This is a genomic window from Paracandidimonas lactea, assembly GCF_021653995.1.
GTDB classification, from domain to species: domain Bacteria; phylum Pseudomonadota; class Gammaproteobacteria; order Burkholderiales; family Burkholderiaceae_B; genus Allopusillimonas; species Allopusillimonas lactea.
On record NZ_JAJJOZ010000004.1, the window covers coordinates 207,922 to 229,967 of the forward strand.

The window sequence follows — 22,046 nt, forward strand, 5'->3', positions numbered from 1 at the left end:
TAGGAAGGGGTCAAATCAGCAAATAGCCCGTTGTTTTGGATCCTTGAAAGGTCTATAAAATAATACAACACAAAGAAATAGGGCTTTCTCTCTATGCTGTACGACCTCCATGAGCTCCAGCGCGCATTTCTGAGCCCGCTGGCTGCGTTTACTGAAACCGGTTCCCAACTGTTTTCGAATCCACGCAGCCCCTTCACCTATACGCCCTTTTCCAGGCAACTTGCCGCTACGTATGAACTCGTGCATCGGCTGGGCAAAGATTACGAAAAACCCGAATGGGGGCTGGCCAGCACCCGGATCGGCAGCCATCATGTGGAAGTTTCCGTCCACGTTTCGATGAGCAAACCGTTCTGTAATCTTGTGCATTTCGAACGCGCGGGGGTAAAAACCGGCGCCGATCCGCGCGTCCTGCTGGTGGCGCCGATGTCGGGCCATCATGCCACCCTGCTGCGCGACACGGTACAGGCGCTGTTGCCCGCCCACGACGTCTATGTCACAGACTGGATCGATGCGCGCATGGTGCCGCTGTCCCGGGGCGGCTTCGGCCTCGACGACTACGTCCGCTATATCCGGGAATTCATCCAGCATCTGGGGCCCGACCTTCATGTCATCTCCGTCTGTCAACCCACGGTGCCGGTACTGACCGCTATTGCACTGATGGCGGCCGACGGTGACAACGCTCTGCCGCGCAGCATGGTGATGATGGGCGGCCCGATCGACGCACGCAAGTCGCCCACACAGGTCAACCGCCTGGCTACTACCAAACCTTATGCCTGGTTCGAAGACAACTTGATCCACCGGGTACCGCCGCGCTACCCAGGCGCCGGCCGGGAGGTCTACCCGGGCTTTCTCCAGCATGCTGGTTTCGTGGCCATGAACCCCGATCGCCATCTGCGCTCGCATTACGATTTTTACATTGACCTGCTCAAGGGCGACGATGACGACGCCGAGGGGCACCGACGCTTCTATGACGAGTACAACGCCGTGCTGGACATGAGTGCCGAGTTTTATCTCGACACCATCCGCAGCGTATTCCAGGAATACGAACTGCCACGCGGCACACGTGTGGTGGACGGACAAAAGGTGGAGCCGGCGGCCATTCGCAAGGTGGCCCTGCTGACCATCGAAGGCGAGCTGGACGACATTTCCGGGCTGGGCCAGACGCATGCCGCGCATGAATTGTGCCGCAATATTCCCGCCACCCGCCGGGAGCAGTACACCGCGCCAGGCTGTGGCCACTATGGCATTTTCTCGGGTCGTCGCTGGCGCGAAATGATTTGCCCTAAAATAGCGGCATTCATCCGCCAGGCAGCCTAAGGCGCCGCCTGGCTCCACGGGCGCCGTGCGCTGGTGCGGCGGCCTGCCCCTGCGCGCAGTCATGGGCGCCCCGCGCTCCACGCGGTTGCACTGTGCTTGCCACACGCGCAGCCGCCGGCGCGGCCTGAACGGTTTGCCATGTCCCTGTCATCCACGATAGACCGCATCGATGCGGTACTGCCCCAGACCCAATGCACGAAATGCGGTTTCGATGGCTGCCGCCCCTATGCGCAAGCCATCGCTGAAGGCCGCGCGGCCATCAATCGCTGCCCGCCGGGCGGCGCTGACGGTATCCGCGCGCTGGCAACACTGCTGGGCGTACCCGAACTTTCGCTGGATACAAGCTGCGGCGAACACGCTCCACCGCGACTCGCGGTGATCGATGAAGCGCATTGCATCGGCTGCACGCTATGCATACAAGCCTGTCCCGTCGATGCCATTGTCGGGGCGAACAAGCTCATGCACACTGTGATACCGGACCTTTGCACCGGCTGCGAATTATGCGTGGCGCCGTGCCCGGTGGATTGCATCAGCATGGCCCCCGATCCGCATGCCTGGACGCCCGAGCGCGCCGACGCGGCCCGCGCGCGCCATCAGCACCGCCGCCAGCGGCTCGATACTCTGCATCACGAAGATGCGTCGCTGGCTGCCCGCACCCTGGCCAACAAAGCACCCGTGGCGTTGGCCGCCGCCGACAACCCCGACGCCCGCCACGCAGCGATCGCGCGCGCCCTGGAGCGTGCCCGCCAGCGGCGCCAGAATCATGAATAACGCCAAGCGCATCGAGATCTATACGCGGCTGCGTGCCGCCAATCCACACCCCACGACCGAACTCGAATATGACAGCACTTTTCAGTTGCTGATCGCCGTGATTTTGTCGGCCCAGGCTACGGACAGGTCGGTCAACCTTGCCACGCGCACGTTTTTCCCCCAGCATGGCACGCCCAGGGGCCTGCTGGCGCTGGGCGAGGAGGGGCTGGCTCAATACATCAAGACCATTGGCCTATACAAAACTAAGGCCGCCAATGTCATCAAGACGTGCCGGATGCTGATCGACTTGCACGACGGGCAGGTTCCCAATGACCGTGCCGCGCTTGAAGCCCTGCCTGGCGTGGGTCGCAAGACAGCCAACGTCGTGCTTAACACCGCTTTCGGCCATCCCACGATTGCGGTCGATACGCATATCTTCCGCGTGGCCAATCGAACCGGCTTGGCGCGGGGCAAGACTGTCACTGAGGTCGAACGCAAACTCGAAAAAACCACGCCCAAGGAGTTCATCCACGACGCACATCACTGGTTGATCCTGCATGGGCGGTATATCTGCGTGGCACGCAAACCCAAATGCCCTCTGTGCGGCATCACAGACCTGTGCGAGTTCAAGGAAAAGACCACATGACTGCCGCATGACGTATTCATGCCGATGATGCTGTGCAGCACCTATGAAAAACCCGCATGGCGCGAGAGGGACCAAGCTAGCATACTGGGTGACATTCAAAGCCTGAACTCTCAAAAGAAAAGAAACGCCGTATGGACGACTACATCCTGGAGACAAAACATCTCACGAAGGAATTTCGCGGTTTCGTTGCGGTGGACGATGTCAATCTGCAGGTTAAGCGTGGCCACATCCACGCGCTGATCGGCCCCAATGGCGCCGGCAAGACCACCTGCTTCAACCTGCTCACCAAATTCCTCGTCCCCACCGCCGGCCATATTTATTTCGACGGAAAGGAGATCACCCACCAGGCGCCGGCGCAGATCGCCCGTCAAGGCATTGTCCGCTCGTTCCAGATTTCCGCAGTGTTTCCCCAGCTCACCGTGCTCGAGAACGTGCGTGTGGGCCTGCAGCGCGCCACGGGGACATCCTTTCATTTCTGGCGCAGCGACAAGCTGCTGCGCACACTGAATGGCCGCGCACAAGAACTCCTCGAAGAGGTCGACCTGGGCAAGTTCAGCAATGAAATCACCGTCAACCTGCCCTATGGCCGCAAGCGCGCCCTCGAGATAGCCACCACGCTGGCGATGGAGCCCGCGCTTATGCTGCTGGACGAGCCCACGCAGGGCATGGGCCACGAAGACGTCGACCGCGTCACTCAGTTGATCAAGAAGGTCAGCGCGGGCCGCACCATTCTGATGGTCGAACACAACATGAACGTGGTAGCGCGCATCGCCGACCGCATCACCGTGCTTGCGCGAGGCTCAGTGCTCGCGGAAGGCCCGTATCAGGAAGTTTCACGCAATGCTCAGGTCATGGAGGCCTATATGGGCACCAGTGCCGGCGAACTCGAGGGAGCACACTGATGACGACACGCGCACTCGACATCAAAGACCTTAACGCCTGGTACGGCGAATCGCATGTACTGCACGGCATCACGCTGCACGTCGACAAGGGCGAAGTGGTAACCCTACTGGGGCGCAACGGATCGGGCCGCACCACCACGCTGCGTGCCATCCTGGGTTTGACCAGCGAGCGCAGCGGCTCGGTACGCATACAGGGCACCGAATCCATTGACCTGCCTACATACCGCATCGCGCACCTGGGGATCGGCTACTGCCCTGAAGAACGCGGTATTTTTGCCGGCCTCACATGCGAAGAAAACCTGCTGTTGCCACCCGTGGTCGGCGACACGCTGGGCGGAGGCATGTCGCTCGCCGAAATCTACGCCATGTTCCCCAATCTGCATGAGCGCAGGCATTCACCAGGCACCCGGCTCTCGGGTGGAGAGCAGCAAATGCTGGCCGTCGCGCGCATACTGCGTACCGGCGCAAACCTGCTGCTGCTCGACGAAATTTCCGAAGGCCTCGCACCCGTGATCGTGCAGGCACTGGCGCGGATGATCTCCGCCCTGAAGGAAAAAGGCTACACCATCGTGATGGTCGAACAGAACTTCCGCTTCGCGGCGCCGCTGGCGGACAGATTCTACGTCATCGAACATGGTCAGGTGGTCGAAGAAATCGCCGCCGCCGAACTCGAATCCAAACAGGATACCCTCAATACGTTGCTGGGCGTATAAACCTGGCGCGGCCATACCGGCCGGCCGGGCATCACAAAAACAGGAGATATACCCATGAAATTGCGCTCCCTCCCCGCTGCCTTTGCACTTGCAGGCCTTACTCTGTCAGCGCCAGGCCTGGCGGCAGGCATTTCCGATGACGTGATCCGCATCGGTTTCATTACCGATATGTCCAGCGTGTACTCTGACATCGATGGTCCGGGCGGGGTTGAAGCCATCAAGATGGCCATTGCCGATGCCGGCGGCGCCATCGACGGCAAAAAGATCGAGCTGCTGGTCGCTGATCACCAGAACAAGGCCGACATTGCCTCGTCGCGGGCCCGCGAATGGTTCGACGAGCAAAAACTCGACATGCTGCTCGGCGGCACCAACTCCGCCACTTCCCTGGCCATGGCCCAGGTGGCGAAGGAGAAGCAAAAGCCCTTCCTTGCCATTGGTGCAGGCTCATCCAACCTTACCAATTCGCAATGCAGCCCCTACACCATCCACTATGCTTATGACACTGTCGCACTGGCGCGCGGCACCGGCTCGGCGGTGGTGAAGAATGGCGGCAAATCCTGGTTTTTCCTGACGGCTGACTATGCCTTCGGCCACTCCCTCGAGCGCGATACCGCCGCCGTGGTCAAGAAAGCCGGCGGCGACGTAAAGGGCCAAGTGCGCGTGCCACTGGGCACATCCGACTTCTCCTCCTTCATGCTGCAGGCGCAGTCCTCGGGTGCCAAGATCCTCGGGCTGGCCAACGCTGGCGGGGACTTCGTCAACTCCGTCAAAGCCGCCAAAGAATTCGGCGTCACGCAAAGCATGAGCCTGGCTGGCCTGTTGGTGTTCATCAACGACGTTCACGCGCTGGGGCTGGACACCACCCAGGGCATGTACCTCACCTCGGCCTGGTACTGGAACCAGGACGACGCATCACGCAAGTGGGCCGCCCGCTTCAAGGAAAAGGTCAATCGCATGCCATCCTTCCTGCAGGCCGGCGACTACTCGGCCGCATCGTATTACCTCAAGGCCGTCAAGACGAGCGGCACCGATGACGCCGATACGATCATGAAGTGGATGAAGTCGAACAAAATCAACGACTTCTTCGCCCACGACGCGGCGGTGCGCGAAGATGGCCGCGTGCTCAACACCATGTACCTGATGCAGGTGAAGAAGCCATCCGAATCCAAGGGCGAGTGGGACTACTACAACGTCGTATCCAAGTTGCCCGGCGACGAGGTCTACACAACACCCGCCGAATCCACGTGCGAAATTTTCAAGAAGAAGTGATGCCGGCCGGGGCGGGGCTGCCCGCCCCGCTCCTTGCCGGATCGCACAGGATACTCTCTTGGATAACGTGACTTTATGACTTCACTATTCGGCGTTCCCGTCCAGGCGCTGCTTGGGCAACTGCTGCTTGGGCTGGTCAATGGCTCTTTCTACGCGGTACTTTCCCTCGGTCTGGCCGTTATCTTCGGCCTCCTGAACATCATCAATTTCGCGCACGGCGCCCTCTATATGCTGGGCGCCTTCGTGGCATGGATGGGCCTGCAGTACCTCGGCCTCAATTACTGGGTCATGCTGATCGTGGCGCCTATCATTGTTGGCCTGTTCGGCATCATTCTCGAGCGCCTCCTGATTCGCCACCTCTACAAGCTCGATCACCTTTATGGGCTGCTGCTCACCTTCGGGCTGACGCTGCTCATCGAAGGGCTGTTCCGCAGCCTATACGGCGTGTCAGGGCAACCCTATGCAACGCCCGCATTACTGCAGGGCGGTGTCAACCTCGGCTTCATGTATTTGCCCGTCTATCGCGGCTGGGTCGTCGTGGCCTCGGTCCTGATCTGCCTGATGACTTGGTTTGTCATCGAAAAAACGCGGCTAGGCGCGCTGTTGCGGGCCGGCACCGAGAACCCCAAACTCGTCGAGGCCTTCGGTGTCAATGTGCCGCTGCTGGTCACCCTGACCTATGGCTTCGGCGTCGCCCTCGCCGGTTTCGCTGGCGTACTGGCGGCCCCCATCATGCAAGTGTCGCCGCTGATGGGCTCCAACCTCATCATTGTGGTGTTCGCGGTGGTCGTTATCGGCGGCATGGGCTCCATCATGGGCTCCATCCTCACCGGCTTGGGCCTGGGCATCATCGAAGGCTTCACCAAGGTCTTCTGGCCCGAGGCCTCCAATACCGTCGTGTTCATCATCATGGTCATCGTGCTGCTGCTGCGCCCCGCGGGCCTGTTTGGAAAAGAGAAATGAATCGCGAACTGATCGCTTACCTTGCCGCCGCCATTATCATCGCCCTGCTGCCGATGGCAGGCGCTTATCCCATTTTCGTCATGAAGGTGATGTGCTATGCGCTTTTTGCCTGCGCCTTCAACCTCTTGCTCGGGTTCACTGGTTTGCTTTCCTTCGGACATGCCGCCTTTCTCGGCGGCGCCGCCTATGCCACCGGCCACGCGCTGGCGGTATGGGGCTGGTCCACGCCAGTAGGGCTGTTGTTCGGCACCGTCGTCGCAGCGGCCATGGGCCTGGTCATGGGCGGGCTTGCCATCCGCCGCAGCGGCATCTACTTCGCCATGATCACGCTGGCCATGGCTCAGATGGTGTTCTTCTTCTTCCTGCAGGCGCCCTTCACGCATGGCGAAGACGGCCTGCAAGGGATACCACGCGGCACCTTCTTCGGGCTTGATCTTTCCGACGACCTGAACCTCTACTACGTGGTGATGGGGATCTTCTTCTTTGGCTACTTCGTCTGCTGGCGCGCCATCAACTCGCCTTTCGGTCAAGTGCTCAAGGCCTTGCGAGAGAACGAGCCGCGCGCTATCTCGCTGGGCTACAACGTCGATCGGTTCAAGCTGCTGGCCTTCGTCCTGTCGGCGGCGCTGGCGGGCCTGGCGGGCGCCACCAAGTCGCTGGTGTTTGTGTCCGCCACACTGTCCGACGCCACTTGGCAGATGTCCGGCATGGTGATTCTGATGACGCTGATCGGTGGTCTGGGCACATTCGTGGGCCCCGTGCTGGGTGCGTGCATCGTGGTCATTCTGGAAAACAAAGTCGGCGAGTTCGGCCGTTTCCTGGCCCAAAGCACCGGACAAGAATGGTTCCGTTCGCTGGGCGAATCGGTCACGATTGTGATCGGCCTGATCTTCGTGTTGTCCGTACTGGCCTTCCGGCGCGGCATCATTGGCGAACTGCTGCATTGGCGCCGCAGCCGCGGCGCGACCGTGCAGGGCTGATACGGCACGTCCAGGCGTGCCCCGCCACCCCCTGCACCAAAAAGGACGCAAAATCGTGCGTCCTTTTTCTATGCCTTTGCCAGGCGCCCTAGGCAGCGGGGCTATGCCGGCACCGGCTTCCCTTTGCCCAGCCCCAGATAACTTTCAATCACGCGCGGGTTCCCGGCAAGCTGTGCTGCAGGCCCTTCTAACACAATTTCGCCGGTTTCGAGCACGTAGCCGTAGTCGGCCACTTGCAACGCAGCGCGGGCATTCTGCTCCACGAGCAGAATGGATACGCCGGTGCTGCGCAGGCGGGCAATGATCTGGAATATCTCTCGCACGATGCGCGGCGCCAGGCCCAGACTGGGTTCATCCAGCATCAGCAGCCGAGGCTGCGCCATCAGAGCGCGGCCCACAGCCAGCATCTGGCGCTCTCCCCCCGACAGGGTGCCGGCCTCCTGTATGCGTCGTTCACGCAGGCGCGGAAAGAGCTCGTACACGGCTTGCATCGTGTTGCGCCAGCCAGGTTTGCCGGCGCGATAGAGCCGGAATCCGCCCAACAGCAGATTGTCTTCGACCGTCATGCTGCCAAACAGCTCACGCCTTTCAGGGACCAGCGACATACCGCCCGCCACACGCCGCTCTACTTCCCAGCCCAGGATTTCGTTGCCCAGATACTGGACCGAACCGACGCTGTTTCCTGTAGCCGGCAAGGCGCCCATGATGGCGTTGAGCAGCGTAGACTTGCCCGCGCCATTTCCACCGATGACAGTAACGATACTTCCCGGCGGTACTACGATAGCGGCCTCACTTACAGCGTTTACCTTGCCGTAGCGCACCGACAAAGCATCGACGCGCAGCAGAGGACTGCCTGCGCTGTGTGTGCGTTCGCTCATGACGGGCTCCCTTGCAACGCAGCGGCGACATCGCCGGGCAGATCCATCTCCAAGTCGTCATCTATACCACCCAGATAGGCTTCCAGCACCGCCGGATTGCGCTGCACTGCATCAGGATCGCCTTCGGCGATCTTTGTACCGAAGTCCATGACGACGATATGATCGGTCAGGTTCATCACGAAATCCATATCGTGCTCCACCAAGAGAATGCTCATGCCTTCCTGGCGCAACTGATCGAGCACTGCGGCCAGATTCCGCTTTTCTTTATAGCGCAGGCCCGCGGCAGGTTCGTCCAGCAGCAGCAGCACTGGATCCGCGGCCAGCGCGCGGGCGATTTCGACGATGCGCTGTTGGCCGAGCGCCAGATTGCCGGCCTGTTCATAGAGGTAATCACCCAGCCCGACCCGCTGCAATTGGCGCGCGGCCTCATGCAAGAGCTCCGCTTCCGGGCGCCGATCGGCTCGCAACAGCGCCGGCAGCACACCGACCCGGCTGCGCAGGTGCGCACCCAGCGCAACGTTTTCAAGCACTGTCATGCCCGGCAGCAATTGCACGTGCTGAAAGGTGCGCCCCACGCCAAGGCTGGCAATCGAGCGGGCGTTGAGCTTTTCAAGCCGCTGGCCGCGAAAGTTGACCTTGCCGCGTGTGGCGGGCAACACCCCTGAAATAAGGTTGAAAGTAGTGCTCTTGCCCGCGCCGTTGGGGCCGATCAGGCCCATGATTTCCCCCGCCTTGAGCGTAAAGCTGATGTCGTTCACAGCCACCAGGCCACCGAACTCCTTGCGTACGGCGTCGACCTCCAGCACGGTAGTGCCCTTCTCAGGGCGTGGACGCAGTGCAAGCAATGGCGCGGCCGGCGGCGCGGGCAGACGGCGCGCATCGGCCGTGCCGGCCACCGACGACCACCACGACGCGAGCAACGGCCATACACCGTGCCGCGCATACTGCAGCACCAGAATCATCAGTACACCAAAGACGATCAGCTCGAAATTGGCAGTGGTATCCAACAGTTTGGGCAGCACGTTCTGCAACTGATCCTTGAGGGTGAGGATCAGGCCTGAACCCAACACCGCCCCCCAGACGCTGCCCGCGCCGCCCACCACCGCCATGAAGAGATATTCAATGCTGTAGTTCAACCCGAACGGACTGGGGCTGACCGCGCGCTGCATATGCGCATACAACCAGCCCGACAGGCTGGCCAGCAGCGCCGCATACACAAACACGATGACCTTGTACGACGCCATATTGATGCCGAACGACTCGGCCATGCCACTGGTTCCGCGCAGCGCACGGATCGCGCGGCCTGGCCGCGAATCGAGCAAATTGCGCGTGGCCCACAGTGCCAACAGCACGCACAGCCAGATCAAATAGTAGATATGTCGACCCCGCGCGAGCGAGAGGCCAAAGATCTCAATGGGCACGATACCGGCGATGCCGTCGTACTGCCCCAGGAAGGCGAGGTTACCGAAGAGGTAGTACAGCGCCAGCGACCAGGCAATCGTACCCAGCGGCAGATAGTGGCCAGACAGGCGCAGCGTGATCGCGCCCAGCAGGTAGGCGACGACGAAAGTGACGGCCAAGCCCGCCAGCAGCCCGAGCCAGGGCGACATGCCCATGGCGGTGGTGAGCCAAGCCGACGAATATGCGCCGATACCGACGAATGCGGCCTGGCCGAAAGAGGTGAGCCCGCTGACGCCGGTAAGTACGACCAGGCCGAGCACGACCAGGCTTGCCAGGCCGATGTAATTGAGATGCGTGATCCAGAACGCGGGCGTCGCAGGGAACAGTGGCAAGGCTGCCAACACCACGATGACGGCCGCAAGCAGAAGACGATTGGCGGTGCGAGTACGGGTCATGGCATCACTCCTCATCGTCGGTGGAATGCACACCAAAAGAGCGCCACAACAGCACCGGAATGATCAGTGTGAAGACAATCACTTCTTTGTAGGCACTAGCCCAGAACGAGGCAAATGCTTCAAGGATGCCGACAAACAGCGCGCCGCCAGCTGCCAGGGGATAGCTGACCAGGCCACCGAAAATGGCCGCCACAAAGCCTTTGAGGCCAATCAGAAAGCCAGTATCGTAGTAAATGGTCGTGACCGGTGCGATCAGCATGCCTGACAATGCACCGATGGCGGCCGCGAGCGTAAAGGTAAGGCTGCCCGACATATTCGTGCTGATGCCCACCAGCCGCGCACCACGCCGATTCACGGCTGTGGCGCGCAGCGCGCGGCCATAAAGCGTTTTGCCGAAAAACAGCCAGAGCGCCACGATGAGCGCCGCGCAGGTGCCCAGCACGAAGAAGGTTTGTGCAGTCCAGTTCACCGGGCCCAGTTGCACATTGCCTTCCATGAAAGGCGGCGTGCGCCAACCTTCGGCACCGAAAAAGACCAGCGCCAGCCCGGTGAGCGCGAAGTGCACCGCCACCGAAATGATCAGCAGCACTAACACACTGGCTTCAGCCACCGGCTGGTAGACCAGACGATAAATCATCGGCCCCATCGGGATCACCAGCACCAGCGAGAACAAGACATTGAGCCAGAGGGGTGTGCCCTTGGCCACCACAAATGGAGCGAGCGCATACAGCGCCACAGGCAGGCAAAGCGTCCACACGGCGGTGCGCCACAGGCTCCTGGCGCCGCCTCGCCGCACGGCCGCCAGCGCCTCGACGAGAAACGTAAGCGCGCCCATGAGCAATAACAGCGTTACCGTTCCAGGCGTGCGGCCATTGACCAGGTAGGCGAGCGTGAGCGCCCCGAATGCAACGAATTCGCCCTGGGGGATGAATATGACGCGGGTAACCACAAACACCAGCACCAGCGCCAGCCCCAACAGGGCATAGATGGCGCCGTTCATGACGCCATCCTGTAGAAGGATAAGTATTATTGTCAGGTTCATCGAGAACTGCTCTTTGCTTCCAAGCCGGCCCTGCGCATGCCCATCAGCGCACGGGTACTGCATCGCGGGCGCGAAAAACCGGCCCTCGGGGCCGGTTTCCGGCATGCCGCCATGTCCGGTATGCCTGCCATTAGATCATGAGATCCGCGAGCACACGCGGAAAACCCGCGTGGGCTCGCACACGCCGCATCAGAGGTCGGGCTGGTAGGTCCACTTGCCGTCGACGACCTTGACCATCACACGCGCGCGCTTGTCGAAACCAGCGTGATCCTTGGGGCCCATGTTGAACACGCCCTGCGATGCGGAAAGATCCTTCACGCTTTCGATCCCATCGCGCAGGGCCTTGCGGAACTCAGGCGTGCCCGGCTTGGCGCCGGTTTTGAGCGCTGCGGGAATGGCGTGCGCAATCAGCAGGCCGGCGTCCCACATATGGCCCCCGAAGGTATTGATCGTGCCCGCACCGTACTTGGCTTCGTACTTGACCTTGTATTCGAGCGCGGTCTTCTTCACCGGGTTGCTGTCGGGCAGTTGATCGGCCACCAACAGCGGGCCGGCCGGCAGAATCATGCCTTCGCAATCTTTGCCGCATACCCGCAGCACATCGTTGTTGGCGGCGCCGTGAGTCTGGTACATGATGCCCTTGTAGCCGCGGCTTTTGAGCTCGGACTGCGGCAGCGCCACAGGCGTGCCGGAACCCGCCACCAGTATGCCGTCCGGGTTGGCGGCAATCAGCTTCAACGCCTGCCCAGTCACGCTCGTGTCGGTGCGGCCGTAGCGCTCCACCGCCACCATCTTGATGCCTTTGGCCTTGGCGGCCTCTGTCATCACCTGGAGCCAGCCTTCACCGTAGGCATCGGTGTAGCCAATGAAACCGAGGGTCTTGACGCCCTGCTTGGCCATGGCATCAGCGAGCGCACTGGCCATCAACTGGTCATTCTGCGGCGTTTTGAATACCCATGTGCGCGGCCCTTCGACGGGCTCGACAATCTTGGCATTGGCGGCCACACTGATCATGGGTGTCTTGGTTTCGCCCGCTACATCGACCATGGCGAGCGAACTGGGCGAAACGGACGAGCCCACGACCACATCGACATTATCGTCGGTGATGAGCTTGCGCATGTTCTTGACGGCCACCGTCGTGTCCGTGCCGTCATCCAGCACGATATACTCAATTTTCTGGCCTGCCACCTCGGTGGGTAGCAGCGACACGGTATTGCGCTCGGGGATCCCCAGCGACGCCGCCGGGCCGGTGCTGGAAATCGTGATGCCGACCTTGATCTGCGCCATTGCCAGCATCGGCAATGCCAGGGCCACTGCACCGGCCAGGGTTGAAAGGCGGGCCGCCTTGTTGTTCACCATTGTTGTCTCCATAGTTGAAACCGGCCCCCCAAAAGTGCAAGGGTACTGAACGTGCGTGCACCTTGTCCGGCCATTCTTTGACGTTATACAGTTTCTGACACCTTACGCAATTAAGCGTATCACTTCAGGCCTCAAGCACGTATTAGTATTTACCAGATGCTTGAAGCCTGTATGACCACAGGCGTCAAAATCATCGACAATCCGGGAACCTGACGCGACTTTGAAAGTCGATTAACATGGTGCATGTACTATTCATTGCCGTGCCAATGCGCAGCAATGGCGTATCCAACTTTTATCGGGCCGGCGGGCAAGCCGGCTCCTGGCCAGACAGATGGAAAAAATCACCAAGAGCGACGCACAGTGGCGCGCGGAGCTCACGCCTGAGGAGTACAGCGTCGCTCGGCTCAAAGGCACCGAACGCCCCTTTACGGGCCGTTACTGGAACACGACTGAGGCCGGCATTTACCGCTGTGTCGGCTGTGGCACGCCGTTGTTCGCCTCCGACACCAAATTCGATGCAGGCTGTGGTTGGCCCAGCTACTTCGAGCCGCTCAACCCGGCCAACATCCGCGAAGAAACCGACACCACCCACGGCATGATCCGCACCGAAGTGCTGTGCAACATCTGTGACTCACACTTGGGGCACGTCTTTCCCGATGGCCCACCGCCCACCGGTCTGCGCTACTGCATCAATTCGGTGTCCCTTAAATTCGAGCCTTCCACCCAGACCGGCCAATGAAGAAATTCCTGTTCGACCTCTTTCCGCTGCTGCTGTTCTTCGCGGCGTTCAAACTCTCGGACATCTTCACCGCCACTGCCGTCGCCATGGTGGCGGCGGTAGGCCAGATGATCTGGCTCAAGGCCCGGGGCAAGGCGATCGAAGCCACGCATTGGATCAACGTTACCGTCATCACGGTATTCGGCGGCGCCACGCTGCTGTTCCATAACGAGGCGTTCATCAAGTGGAAGCCCACGGTGCTGTACTGGCTGTTCGGCGCCATCCTGCTGGGCGCACGGGTATTCTTTGGCCGCAACCTGATGCGGCGGCTGATGGACGGCAAGATCTCCATGCCCGACGGGGCCTGGGACAGGCTGAACCTGAGCTGGGCAATCTTCTTTCTGGCCTCTGGCGCACTCAATCTGTATGTCGCGTTTTCCGGCCGCTTCACCGATGCACAATGGGTAAATTTCAAAGTATTTGGCCTGATGGCCTTGCTGCTGGTGTTCGTGATTGTGCAATCCCTCTGGCTGGGGCGCCACATGCATGACGACGTCGGCGCACCCCAACCCTTGCCCAAGCCAGAGGATCGCACCTGATGAACACAGACCGCTCCACCCTGCTGCGAGAACGCCTGCAGGGGCTCTCTCCCATTGTCCTGGATATCGTCGATGAGTCGCACCTGCATGCAGGTCACGTCGGCGCGCGCGGCGGCGCCAGCCACTTCCGCGTAAGAATATGGTGCGATGCATTCACCGGCTTGGGCACTGTTGCCCGCCATCGCCTGGTGTACGATTGCGTTCGCGATCTCATGCCCTTCCCCATTCACGCCCTGGCGATCGACGCCCGGGACGCTACCTGAATCTTCCATACCGACCCAAAAGGAAATCCATGAAACGACTCGCAGTATTCGCCGCCAGTTGCGCCATCGCCCTGCCCGCATTCGCGCAGACCGTGGCCACCGTCAACGGGCAAGACCTCACCCAGAAGCAGGTCGATCAGTTCGTCAGCCTGCTCATCAAGCAAGGCGCCCAAGACACACCCGAACTGCGTGCACAGGTCAAGCAGGAGATGATCCATCGCCTGGTGGCTGTACAGGCCGCCGAGAAGGCAGGCATTGCCAAGAAAGCCGATGTCCAGCAGGAAATCGAACTGGCTCGCCAGGGTATCCTGGTACGGGCCCTGATGGCTGATCACCTTGAAAAGAACCCGGTCACCGACGACGCCATCAAGGCTGAATATGAGCAGATCAAGAAGGCCCAGGGCGACAAAAAGGAATACAAACTGCGCCATATCCTGGTGGACGATGAGCAGAAGGCCAAGGATCTGATCGCACAGATCAAGGCCAAGAAGGTTTCCTTCGATGAAGCCGCCAAGAAAAACTCGAAAGATCCCGGCAGTGGCAAGAACGGCGGCGATCTGGGCTGGGCGCCCACCAGCAACTATGTGCCCGAGTTCGCCCAGGCGGCCGAGAGCCTGAAAAAGGGCGAAATGACCAGCGCGCCGGTAAAGACGCAATTCGGCTGGCATATCATCCAGGCCGAAGACACGCGCACGGCCACCTTCCCGCCGCTTGAGGAAGTAAAGCCCCAGCTCGAGGAAATGATGCGCCAGCAAGAGTTGGCCACATTCCAGGAGCAATTGATGAAAGGCGCCACCATCAAGGAAAACGGCAGCAAGGAAGCCAGCAGCAAGTAAACCGCCACGGCCGGGGAAACCCGGCCCGCGCGGATACATACAGCACCCTGGCTCGCAAGGCGAGCGGCAGACGCCCGCCGCCTGGCCAACGCAGCTACACCCCCAGCAGTTTCTTCAGGCCGTCTTCATCCAGCACGGGCACGCCGAGTTCTTCAGCCTTGGCAAGCTTGCTGCCCGCCTCTTCGCCCGCCACTACATAGGCGGTTTTCTTTGACACCGACCCACTGACCTTGCCGCCCGCCGCCAGGATATGCCGGGTGGCCTCGTCGCGCGTCCAGTTGGGCATGGTGCCTGTGAGCACCAGTGTCTTGCCGGCAAGTGCCTGCCCGCCGCCGGAGGGAGCAGCCTCAACCGTAGCGTGAACGCCCGCGCGCGCAAGCTCGGCGATGACCTGCCGATTGTGCGGCTCGGCAAAAAACCGGGCAATCGACCCAGCCACTACCGGGCCGACATCGCGTACTTGCAACAACGCGTCTTCGCTGGCGTCCATGACCGCGTCGATCGTACCGAAATGCAGCGCCAGATCACGAGCCGTGCTCTCGCCCACATGACGGATGCCCAACGCATAAAGAAGGCGCCCAAGCTCCGGATGGCGTGCCTGATCCAGCGCCTGGATAAGATTGTCGGCTGATTTGCGGCCCATGCGGTCGAGCAGCAGCAGTTCTTCGGCCTTAAGCCCGAAAAGATCGGCCAATGAGCCAACGCGGCCACTATCGACTAATTGATCGATGAGTTTTTCGCCCAGCCCTTCGATGTCCAGCGCCTTGCGGCTGGCCGCATGGCGCAGGCTCTGCTTGCGTTGGGCGGCGCAGAACAGACCGCCGGTGCAGCGCGAAACGGCTTCGTCCTCGGGACGTTCGATGGCCGATCCACATACCGGGCAATGTGTCGGCATGATGAACGCACGGGCGTCATCCGGCCGCAACTCCAGCACCGGGCCCACCACTTCGGGTATCACGTCGCCGGCACGGCGGACAATGACTGTATCGCCGATACGCACGTCTTTGCGCCGCACCTCGTCTTCGTTGTGCAGTGTGGCATTGGTAACCGTGACCCCGCCTACAAACACAGGCTGCAGGCGCGCTACCGGAGTGATCGCCCCAGTGCGGCCAACCTGCACCTCGATGTCCATCAAGCGGGTGGTTTCCTCTTGGGCGGGGAATTTGTGCGCCAGCGCAAACCGCGGCGCGCGAGCCACAAAGCCCAGCACGCGCTGCGCCGCCAAGGCATTGACCTTGTACACCACGCCATCGATGTCGAAAGGCAGATCAGAACGCTGCGCGCCGGTATCCGCGTAATACCTCAATAAACCCTGCACACCGTGCACGATGCCACGATGGGGGCTGACCGGCAGGCCAAGCTGCGCCAGCCAATCGAGCATGGCGCTGTGGGTGTCGCACGGCAACACCGGTGCACCGGAGTCGCCGGCCTGGAAAAGATCGGGCTGTGTCGCATTGGAACCCGCTTCGCGCGGCGTGCGGACCCCGCGCAGTTCACCCCAGCCATACGCATAAAAACGCAACGGCCGCTGCGCAGTAATACGCGGATCGAGCTGTCGCAGGCTGCCGGCAGCGGCGTTGCGCGGATTGACGAATATTTTTTCGCCCCGCTTGCGCTGTGTGTCGTTGAGGCGATCGAAATCGGCGCGATTCATCAATACCTCGCCGCGCACATCGATGACTTCCGGATAATCGCCGCGCAGCCGCAGTGGCACGTTGCGCAGCGTGCGGATGTTGGCCGTGATGTCTTCACCGGTACGCCCGTCGCCGCGTGTGGCGGCCTGTACCAGGCGCCCGTCTTCGTAGCGCAGGCTTACCGCCAGGCCGTCGAACTTGAGTTCGGTTTCGTATTCAACCTCGCCCTCCGCACCAGCCAGGCCCGCGTCGCGCAAGGTATCGGCGACTCGCTTATTGAATGCTTCGATGTCGCTGTCGTCGAACGCGTTGCCCAGCGACAGCATGGGCACCGCATGGCGCACACTGGCAAATGCCGCAAGCGGCTGCCCACCTACCCGCTGCGTGGGAGAGTCGGGCGTGACGAGATCAGGGTATTCCTGCTCCAGCGCCTGGAGCTCGGTCATCAGGCGGTCGTATTCGGCATCTGACACAACCGGCGCGTCAAGTACATAGTAGCGGTGACTGTGCGCCGAAATCTCTGCCCGCAACTGATCGATGCGCTGCGCCGCCGACGGCGCGCCGTCCGCATGCGTCACGAAAACATCCTTACCGTACGTTCGGCACCTGCAGGAAAACCGGCCTCGGATAGCCGTGTGTAAAGATCGAGCAATTGCTTGTCGATAGCCAGGTCGGCGCCATCAGCCACCGGACGGCCTTGATCATCGAGCAGTTCGGCGCCCAGACGGCGCGCCAGATCGCGCCCCACGCTGGCCATTCGACTGAAGGCTTGCTCGTCGGCTGGACTGTTGGGCAGGTCGAGCAGCAGGTCAATACGCTGGACACCATCGGATTGCACTTCGCGCAGTTGCCTGCCGTCGAACAGTGCCGTGAAACGCGGGATGCCTTGGTCTGACATCCATGCGAGCTGGCCGCCATGGGGCAGAAAGCCGACATCCTTGAGTACGCGCGAGACCTCGGAGATGGCATGCGTATCGACCAACCGCAACACCAGACCCACCTGCGCATCCAAGCCCGCACAGAGCTCGTCGAGCGCTTGAGCCTGCCGCAACACAGGCTCCTGTTCGGGGCCTTCGATGGCGCCGTCGAAGCGTTCGGCCAGCCCCTGAGCAGCCGCCCACAACTGCGACCATTCGATGTCGGTAAGCGGGCCGCCTCGGTTGGCGAGCAGAACGGCCAACTGCATGGAAACGTAGGACTCTTGTGGACGCAGGCGAGCACGGTGGCCGCCACCCTCGCGCTCGGCGAAGATGCGTACCGGTTTGCCCCCCACGCGACCCAGATGCTGCAGGGCCTGGTACAGGTTTTCAGAGGAGACAGGCTGCGCGAACGCGATATCGATAACCGCCTCGGTGGCCGGATCGACTTCGGCGCTGTCGTCGCCCGATGCTTGTTCGTCGGCGGCGCGCCCGCCCAGCCCCGGTTCGCGGCGCTCGCCCACGGCATGCACGGCCCCCATGAGCGGATCATGCTCACGCTCAGGGAAGTGCTCTTGCATTTTTTGCCGCACGCGACGGTCCTGCCACCAGTTGAACAGAAGCACGACCAGTATCAATACAACGCCAAGGAGAATCAAACCAATCTGCAAGTCACTCATTGTGGAGCCCCACCGTTACGCCCGCTGCCCTTTTGTTGGAATAATTGCGCCCCATGTGCCACCGCGCCCTTGATCAGGCGTCTGCCAGTTGCAGCGCCGATTCGATATCGACCGCCACAATCCGTGATACGCCTTGCTCCTGCATGGTAACCCCAACCAACTGCCTGGCCATCTGCATCGCAATTTTATTATGGGAAATAAACAAAAACTGTGTCTGATCGCTCATGGAATTGACGAGATTCGCATAGCGTTCGGTATTGGCGTCATCCAGCGGCGCATCCACCTCATCGAGCAGGCAGAAAGGCGCTGGATTCAGCTTGAACAGAGCGAACACGAGCGCTGTGGCCGTGAGTGCTTTTTCGCCGCCTGAAAGCAGATGAATGGTGCTGTTACGCTTGCCTGGCGGCTGCGCCATGACCTGTACACCGGCGTCGAGGATCTCGTCGCCAGTGATCATCAGCTTCGCCTCCCCGCCCCCGAACAGACGCGGAAAGAGCTCGCCGAAATGTCCATTGACGGTATCGAAGGTAGCCTGCAGCAGTTCACGGGTTTCACGGTCGATCTTGCGAATTGCATCTTCCAGGGTTTCGATGGCCTGGGTGAGATCCTGATGCTGAGCATCCAAGAAGCCTTTGCGTTCGCGGGCTGTGCGCAATTCGTCCAGCGCTGCCAGATTGACGGCGCCCAGGCCTTCAACCACACGAGAAATGCGCTGCACCTCGGCCTGCAGCCAGTTGGCGCGCTGCCATTCTTCGGGCTGCTGTGCGAGTGCCTGCTTCAGTGCCTCACGGTCCACTTCGTGCGCGTCGAGCTGCTCGGCGAACTGCTCCACCGCGAGGCGTGCCGCCTGCTCCTGCAGCTGCAGCTCCATAATGCGTGCGCGGCGCGGCTCAAGTGTGCGTTCCTGCGCCATTCGCGCCTCATCGGCGCTGCGCAGCGACGCAGCCAGATTGTCGAGTTCGATGCGCGCGCGCGTAAGCGCTTCTTCGCGTTCGGCGCGGATCTCCAGCGCCTCCTGCAGCCCTGCCTGCGCTGCGGCGTCGTCTAGCTCGAACAACTCGCCCTGCAGGCCCTCGAGCTCGGCGTTGGCACGCTCGGTCTGATCTGCGGCCAGCTTCAGGTTGCGCGTGAGGTCGGCGATGCGAGACTGCAGCGAACGCTCTGCGTACTCGGATTCATGTGCGGCACGTTCAAGGTCGCGCAGGTGTTGGCGGGCCTGTTCGGCCTGCGATTGCAGATCCTCGCCTGATAATTCGGCATCGGCAAAGCGGGACTGATGTTCGCCGAGCTGGATATCCAGCGTTTCGAAGCGGGCCTCGGCCTCTTCTTTGCGGGCGCGCAGCGCCTCGGCCTGTGCACCGATCTCGTCGAGCTCTTCGCGAATACGGCTGACGCGTTCACCAGACTGTTCAGCACGCTGGCGCAGCCGCGAGTATTCCAGCTGCACGTCGTGCAGCCGGCGCGTGAGCTCGGCGACGCGCTGACGCACCGGCCCCATAGACTGCGACACCTGCTGCCACGCTGCATCGGCCCGCGCCGCAGCCGTGACAGCTTCGTCGGCGATAAGCTGACGTGCCTTGGCATCGCGGCGCAGGTTTTCCATTTCTTGCTGGCGCGCGAGCATACCGGCCTGCTCGGAGTCGGGTGCATAGAAACGCACACTGTGCCGGTCGACCTGATGACCTTCGCGCACCACGAACAAGCCGCCTTCGGGAAGGCTGCCGCGCGCGGCCAGCGCCGCCCCAACGTCGGTGGCCGTATAGACATTATTCAGCCAGGCATTGAGCAACGTGCGCAACTCAGGATCGGTGACCTTGAGCAGGCTGGCCAACGAGACGAGACCGGGGACAGCCTGAGGTGCGGGCGCCGCCGGGGGCAACTGGTAAAACGCGAGCCGCGCCGGTGGCGCGTCGCTCGCGAAGGCGCGCGCATGTTCGATCTGGCGCAGCTCGAGGCCGGTCATACGCTCGCGCAGCACGGATTCGAGCGCGGTTTCCCAGCCCGCGTCGATATGCAGCTTTTGCCACAGGCGGCCCAGGCTGCCCAATTCGTGGTGGGCTAACCAAGGCTCGAGCGCGCCCTGTTTCTGTACATCTTCCTGGAGCTTGGCCAGCGCGGCCAGCCGTGCGTCGATTCGGCCTGCAGCCTGGCTTTCTTCTTGGGATGCAGCATGCGCATCGCGCCGCTGTACGTCAAGTTCGGGCAGGCGCTCTTCGAGCTCGGCCAGCTTGCCCTGCGCTTCCTCGAGCTGTTCCTGCATGGCGGCGCTGTCACCGGACAGCCGTTCGAGCTCGGCCGGGTCAGGCGCATCCATATTGCGCAGCTCTTGCTCGAGACGCTCGCGGCGCAGCTCAAGCGCCTGCAGTTGGCGATCAGCGTCGCGCTGCGACTGCGCCGCCAGCGCGAGCTCTTGCTCGACCTTGGCCAGGCCGATGCGCATTTCATCGCGCGACACAGCCGCCATGCGCACCCGGTTTTCGATGTCAGGCAGGCTGGCATGGGCGTCATCGACGGCGGCGCGCGCCTCTTCGCTGCGCGCCGCCGCAGCTTCGAGATCGGCCTCGGCCTGAGCGATCTGATCTGTGCAATGCGCTTGTTGATCGGCCCACTCCTGCATCTGGGCCTGAAGCTGATTGCGGCGCGCCTGTACGCGATTGCGCGAGTCGACCACATGGCGGATTTCGGCTTCGAGCCGGCTCACCTGCGCACCTGCCTCGAACAGCTGACCTTGCGCGGCGTGCACGGCATCGCTGGCGGCATAATGGGCCTGCCGACGCGATTCAAGCGCGGACTCGCCCGCCCGCAGGCCGGCTATGGCTTCCTCGAGTTCAGTCTGGGCCTGTTCGATCTGCAGAAACTTTGCGCGTTGGTCTTCGCGCGCCTTGGTTTCGCGGATCAGCCACAGCGCATGCTGCTTGCGCTCACCTTCATCCTGCAGGGCGCGGTATTGCTGGGCGACCTCTGCCTGGCCTTCCAGCTTCTCGAGCTGGGTGGTGAGTTCGCGCAGGATGTCTTCGACGCGAGTGAGGTTTTCGCGCGTATCGGTGAGGCGGTTCTCGGTTTCGCGCCGGCGCTCTTTATAGCGTGACACGCCGGCGGCTTCTTCGAGATAAACCCGCAACTCTTCGGGACGCGCCTCGATCAGGCGGTTGATCATGCCCTGACCGATAATGGCATAACCGCGCGAACCCAGCCCCGTACCCAGGAAAATATCGTGGATGTCGCGGCGCCGCACCTGCTGGTTGTTGACCATATAGCTGCTGGTGCCGTCGCGTGTTAGCACGCGGCGCACCGCGATCTCTGAGTAAGTGCTCCACTGACCCGCGGCGCGCCCTTCGCTGTTGTCGAACACAAGCTCGACCGAGGCGCGGGCGGCGGGTTTGCGGTTGCCCGAGCCATTGAAGATGACGTCCTGCATGGATTCGCCGCGCAGTTCGGAGGCGCGGGTTTCGCCCAGCACCCAACGCACAGCATCGATGATGTTGGATTTGCCGCAACCGTTGGGCCCCACCACCCCGACCAGTTGGCTGGGCGTGGGAATGACTGTCGGTTCGACAAACGATTTGAAACCGGCGAGTTTTATCTGGGTAAGGCGCACAATGAACGGATAAGGGTAAGAGACAGGTCGGCGGCCGCGGCCGCGACGACAGCGGCATTACCGTGCGAAGATCGTGGCGGGCGGCCATGTCGATACAACCGGCATGTATGATAACGCACCCGCTGG

At 61.7% G+C, this 22,046-nt stretch carries 19 protein-coding genes; 12 read left to right on the forward strand and 7 right to left on the reverse strand.

The genetic code is table 11. The features are described 5' to 3' along the window. Positions 1-93 precede the first annotated feature (93 nt). The 8 genes from LOL23_RS09855 to LOL23_RS09890 all read left to right on the forward strand — a co-directional run bounded on the left by LOL23_RS09855 (position 94) and on the right by LOL23_RS09890 (position 7,540). Complete coding sequence (locus tag LOL23_RS09855; protein WP_160979662.1) at positions 94-1,317, forward strand: polyhydroxyalkanoate depolymerase; 1,224 nt, start codon at positions 94-96, stop codon at positions 1,315-1,317. Positions 1,318-1,455: 138 nt separating this feature from the next. After that, entirely contained in the window at positions 1,456-2,088 is a 633-nt protein-coding gene (gene rsxB, locus LOL23_RS09860; RefSeq protein WP_160979660.1) for an electron transport complex subunit RsxB, read from the forward strand. Further along, positions 2,081-2,713, forward strand: coding sequence for an endonuclease III (nth, locus tag LOL23_RS09865; protein ID WP_237173528.1), 633 nt, complete (start codon positions 2,081-2,083; stop codon positions 2,711-2,713). The genes rsxB and nth overlap by 8 nt, the downstream gene beginning before the upstream one ends. Before the next feature lie 131 nt (positions 2,714-2,844). Beyond that, positions 2,845-3,615: an ABC transporter ATP-binding protein gene (locus LOL23_RS09870; RefSeq protein ID WP_160979656.1), complete on the forward strand. Its 771-nt coding sequence runs from the start codon at positions 2,845-2,847 to the stop codon at positions 3,613-3,615. Next, positions 3,615-4,328, forward strand: a complete 714-nt coding sequence (locus tag LOL23_RS09875) for an ABC transporter ATP-binding protein (RefSeq protein ID WP_160979654.1) — start codon at positions 3,615-3,617, stop codon at positions 4,326-4,328. Before LOL23_RS09870 ends, LOL23_RS09875 begins: the two co-directional genes overlap by 1 nt. A 54-nt stretch (positions 4,329-4,382) precedes the next feature. Beyond that, entirely contained in the window at positions 4,383-5,597 is a 1,215-nt protein-coding gene (locus tag LOL23_RS09880; RefSeq protein ID WP_160979652.1) for an ABC transporter substrate-binding protein, read from the forward strand. A gap of 75 nt (positions 5,598-5,672) precedes the next feature. Further along, the gene (locus tag LOL23_RS09885) at positions 5,673-6,560 is read left to right on the forward strand and encodes a branched-chain amino acid ABC transporter permease (RefSeq protein ID WP_160979650.1); all 888 of its coding nucleotides are present in this window, start codon (positions 5,673-5,675) and stop codon (positions 6,558-6,560) included. Further along, entirely contained in the window at positions 6,557-7,540 is a 984-nt protein-coding gene (locus tag LOL23_RS09890; protein ID WP_160979648.1) for a branched-chain amino acid ABC transporter permease, read from the forward strand. Before LOL23_RS09885 ends, LOL23_RS09890 begins: the two co-directional genes overlap by 4 nt. A gap of 101 nt (positions 7,541-7,641) precedes the next feature. Here the strand turns inward: LOL23_RS09890 and LOL23_RS09895 are convergent, their stop codons facing one another. The 4 genes from LOL23_RS09895 to LOL23_RS09910 all read right to left on the reverse strand — a co-directional run bounded on the left by LOL23_RS09895 (position 7,642) and on the right by LOL23_RS09910 (position 12,675). After that, the gene (locus LOL23_RS09895; RefSeq protein ID WP_160979646.1) at positions 7,642-8,418 is read right to left on the reverse strand and encodes an ABC transporter ATP-binding protein; all 777 of its coding nucleotides are present in this window, start codon (positions 8,416-8,418) and stop codon (positions 7,642-7,644) included. After that, complete coding sequence (locus LOL23_RS09900; protein WP_237173529.1) at positions 8,415-10,274, reverse strand: branched-chain amino acid ABC transporter ATP-binding protein/permease; 1,860 nt, start codon at positions 10,272-10,274, stop codon at positions 8,415-8,417. Before LOL23_RS09900 ends, LOL23_RS09895 begins: the two co-directional genes overlap by 4 nt. A 4-nt stretch (positions 10,275-10,278) precedes the next feature. Continuing rightward, positions 10,279-11,316, reverse strand: coding sequence for a branched-chain amino acid ABC transporter permease (locus LOL23_RS09905; protein WP_237173530.1), 1,038 nt, complete (start codon positions 11,314-11,316; stop codon positions 10,279-10,281). Positions 11,317-11,505: 189 nt separating this feature from the next. Next, on the reverse strand, positions 11,506-12,675 hold the full coding sequence (locus LOL23_RS09910; protein ID WP_160979640.1) for an ABC transporter substrate-binding protein: 1,170 nt from the start codon (positions 12,673-12,675) through the stop codon (positions 11,506-11,508). A 331-nt stretch (positions 12,676-13,006) separates the two neighbouring features. On the opposite strand from LOL23_RS09910, the gene msrB reads away from it, so the two are divergent. Genes msrB through LOL23_RS09930 form a run of 4 tightly spaced genes read left to right on the forward strand, consistent with a single transcriptional unit; the run spans position 13,007 to position 15,091 of the window. Then, positions 13,007-13,414 carry a peptide-methionine (R)-S-oxide reductase MsrB gene (gene msrB, locus LOL23_RS09915; protein ID WP_160979638.1) on the forward strand — a complete coding sequence of 136 codons (408 nt, stop codon included), beginning with the start codon at positions 13,007-13,009 and terminating at the stop codon, positions 13,412-13,414. After that, on the forward strand, positions 13,411-13,992 hold the full coding sequence (locus tag LOL23_RS09920) for a septation protein A (RefSeq protein WP_160979636.1): 582 nt from the start codon (positions 13,411-13,413) through the stop codon (positions 13,990-13,992). The genes msrB and LOL23_RS09920 overlap by 4 nt, the downstream gene beginning before the upstream one ends. Beyond that, positions 13,992-14,255, forward strand: coding sequence for a BolA family protein (locus LOL23_RS09925; protein WP_160979634.1), 264 nt, complete (start codon positions 13,992-13,994; stop codon positions 14,253-14,255). Before LOL23_RS09920 ends, LOL23_RS09925 begins: the two co-directional genes overlap by 1 nt. A 29-nt stretch (positions 14,256-14,284) precedes the next feature. Then, positions 14,285-15,091, forward strand: coding sequence for a peptidylprolyl isomerase (locus LOL23_RS09930; protein WP_160979632.1), 807 nt, complete (start codon positions 14,285-14,287; stop codon positions 15,089-15,091). A 94-nt stretch (positions 15,092-15,185) separates the two neighbouring features. Here the strand turns inward: LOL23_RS09930 and ligA are convergent, their stop codons facing one another. The 3 genes from ligA to smc form a co-directional block, all read right to left on the reverse strand. Beyond that, complete coding sequence (gene ligA, locus LOL23_RS09935) at positions 15,186-17,303, reverse strand: NAD-dependent DNA ligase LigA (protein ID WP_237173531.1); 2,118 nt, start codon at positions 17,301-17,303, stop codon at positions 15,186-15,188. Continuing rightward, positions 17,300-18,322: a cell division protein ZipA C-terminal FtsZ-binding domain-containing protein gene (locus LOL23_RS09940; protein ID WP_160979628.1), complete on the reverse strand. Its 1,023-nt coding sequence runs from the start codon at positions 18,320-18,322 to the stop codon at positions 17,300-17,302. The genes ligA and LOL23_RS09940 overlap by 4 nt, the downstream gene beginning before the upstream one ends. A gap of 73 nt (positions 18,323-18,395) precedes the next feature. Next, positions 18,396-21,920, reverse strand: a complete 3,525-nt coding sequence (smc, locus tag LOL23_RS09945) for a chromosome segregation protein SMC (protein ID WP_237173532.1) — start codon at positions 21,918-21,920, stop codon at positions 18,396-18,398. Positions 21,921-22,046: the final 126 nt, after the last annotated feature.